The sequence below is a fragment of the Candidatus Cyrtobacter comes genome (assembly GCF_034470605.1).
Taxonomy (GTDB): domain Bacteria; phylum Pseudomonadota; class Alphaproteobacteria; order Rickettsiales; family Midichloriaceae; genus Cyrtobacter; species Cyrtobacter comes.
This window is the reverse complement of record NZ_JARGYT010000124.1, coordinates 1-2,324: the sequence shown is the minus strand read 5'-3', so window position 1 is coordinate 2,324 and position 2,324 is coordinate 1. Positions and strand designations below refer to the sequence as shown.

Here is a 2,324-nt window from a genome sequence, read left to right as displayed (position 1 = left end):
GAAACAACCTTTTATCCATCTAAATACCATATTTATCGCCTCCAATATAATATTGCATCTTTTCCATTATTTGGCAAAACCTTTGTTAACAGTGCCTAAGAAGTTAGATGAAAGGGTCGCGGCCGGTAAGGGTCGTAATACAGATATAGCAGGTGTTAGTGGAGCTGGTTTAGGGGGTAAGCTTGCGGAGCTCAAAGTAGTAGTTGGTATGTTAGAGGGTAAAGAAGTGGATGGTAAACAAGGGAGAATAGTGTATGAGGATGGAACTGTAATTACCCCAGGTACTTTTAATGATATGAGTGATGAGGATAAAAAAGGTCTTATAGAAGTTATAGAGGGGCAGTTAAGGGAGGCTGAGCTTCTAGTTAAGCACGTAAGAGATATTAATGGTACGGCGCTGGGTAACTTGGCCAGGGCAGGTAAGGGTGTGCTTGATGCCTATAGTAATGGAGTTAAGGAAACTTACGCTTCTTTTTGCGAGCAGGGAGCTAAAGTACAAGGCAAGTTGAATGAGATAGCTGGAAATTGTGAAAAGCATGCTGCGCGTGGTATAGAGGTTATAAAAGCAATTTGTGAGGGTATAGGGAATGGTATTACTTCTATGGCAAAGGCATGTATGAGTGCTTTGGGTACGGCATATAAGAGAACGATCGGGGCTCTTGTAGATACGATTAAAACAGCAATGGATAAAGCGGATTCTCAAACATTAAATGTCCAGACACAAGAATTGCAGAATGGAATGAAGAATGAGTTACCTGCTGTTCACGGACTTTCTGATGGAGCAAGATCAGATCTGAATGAGCAATTTCAGGGGGCTGTAAAGCAAGCGGAAGGAATATTGAGTCAGGCCAGTGCGAAGCTTAGTACGGAGGATCAGATAGAGCTTGTAAACCACATGCGCGGTCAGCTTACAGAGCTTAGGGGTAGTGTTGGTTCACTGGATGCCCGTGATGCGCATAGTAGGGGTGCTGCAAATCAAATAGAAGAGTCGGCATTTAGGCTTGTTGAAAATTTTCAAAATAGCATTACTGCAAAACATAGCGAATTAGTAGCTAAGGTTGAAAAAGCAAGAGAGGCTGAATCACAGAAGAAAGATGGGCCACATGCGACAAGGGTTATGGAAGCAAAGGGGCAGCCGCAAACTTCTTTGGGTAAGGTGTGATTATGCTACTACCAGATGCCTATTTGCTATTTGATAAAAATCTTGTTGATCGTGCCGCCTTTTTAGGGTATAAATTACCCTCTTTGATTTTGATGATCTCTTTGTTTTCTGAATATGCCTAAATTAAAGATAAAAATGAACAGCTCGGTTAAAAAGAGGTTCTCTCTAACCGCTGGTGGTCTTGTCAAGGCTTCTCAGGCTAACAAGCAGCATAATATGCGCAAGAGGAGTAAAAGGCAGCTAAGAGAGCAGAGGGGTACTGCTATCCTGCCAACATGCGAGCAGACAAGGATCAAAAGATCTTTAGGGGTATCCCCTTTCTAACTTAATAAATTGGTTATTGCTTAATTATGGCGAGAGTAAAAAGAGGTGTGGCTGCTAGAAAGAGGCACAAAAAGATACTTGAGATGGCTTCTGGCTATCGTGGTAGGTCTAACAGCTGCTTTAGGGTTGCGGTCGAAAGAGTGGAAAAGGGGCTGCAGTATGCCTATAGGGATAGAAGAGCTAAAAAACGTGAGTTTAGAAGGTTGTGGATCCAGAGGATTAACGCTGCTGTAAGGGAGCTAGGTATGACGTATTCGCAATTTATTAATAAAATTTCTAGCTCAGAGTTCGCTCAGCTGAATAGAAAGATGTTGTCTGAGATTGCTATGAATTCTCCGAATGTTTTCTCTTCCATCGTATCTTCTGTTGGATAGAGTGGCTTGAATGATTTTTAAGAGGGTGCGGGGTTTCGCTGTGCCCTCAAAGGTCTTTGATTTTTCTTCATACGTTCCTTTGTTGATTGCTCATTGAAAAATTGCTTAATTATAATAAGCAATCATTATTCTAAGACCGAAAGTCTCCCTGATAGCCACTTCCTGTCAAAATCTTGGTTAGTCAATTTTCTTTTAATCACAATAATACTGACTTTGCACAAGTATATGAAGGGGCGTGCTATGTATAGCTAAAGAGTCATAAAATAGCACTAACATTGTAAACACTTTAATCACCATTGAAGTTATAGTTATTTAAGTTAAATTAGCATAATGAGTCTAATAAGCTGTAGTACAAGAAGTATTACGGCATTACCTAATGATTATAGATAGGAATTGAGATTAATAAAATTTTTCCAAAATAGTAGTGTTAAACTAGCAACAATCATCTTAACAGATTTGCTGTA

The 2,324-nt window shown here is 40.2% G+C and carries 3 protein-coding genes; all 3 read left to right on the top strand.

The window, feature by feature from the left end:
• Positions 1 to 1,162: hypothetical protein (locus Cyrtocomes_RS05895; RefSeq protein WP_322498261.1), on the top strand; the 1,162-nt coding region annotated here is incomplete at its 5' end.
• Between the two features lie 135 nt (positions 1,163 to 1,297).
• Positions 1,298 to 1,486: a bL35 family ribosomal protein gene (locus Cyrtocomes_RS05890; RefSeq protein ID WP_410519714.1), complete on the top strand. Its 189-nt coding sequence runs from the start codon at positions 1,298 to 1,300 to the stop codon at positions 1,484 to 1,486.
• 26 nt (positions 1,487 to 1,512) lie between these two features.
• Positions 1,513 to 1,860 carry a 50S ribosomal protein L20 gene (rplT, locus tag Cyrtocomes_RS05885; protein WP_322498259.1) on the top strand — a complete coding sequence of 116 codons (348 nt, stop codon included), beginning with the start codon at positions 1,513 to 1,515 and terminating at the stop codon, positions 1,858 to 1,860.
• The last annotated feature ends 464 nt before the right edge of the window (positions 1,861 to 2,324 follow it).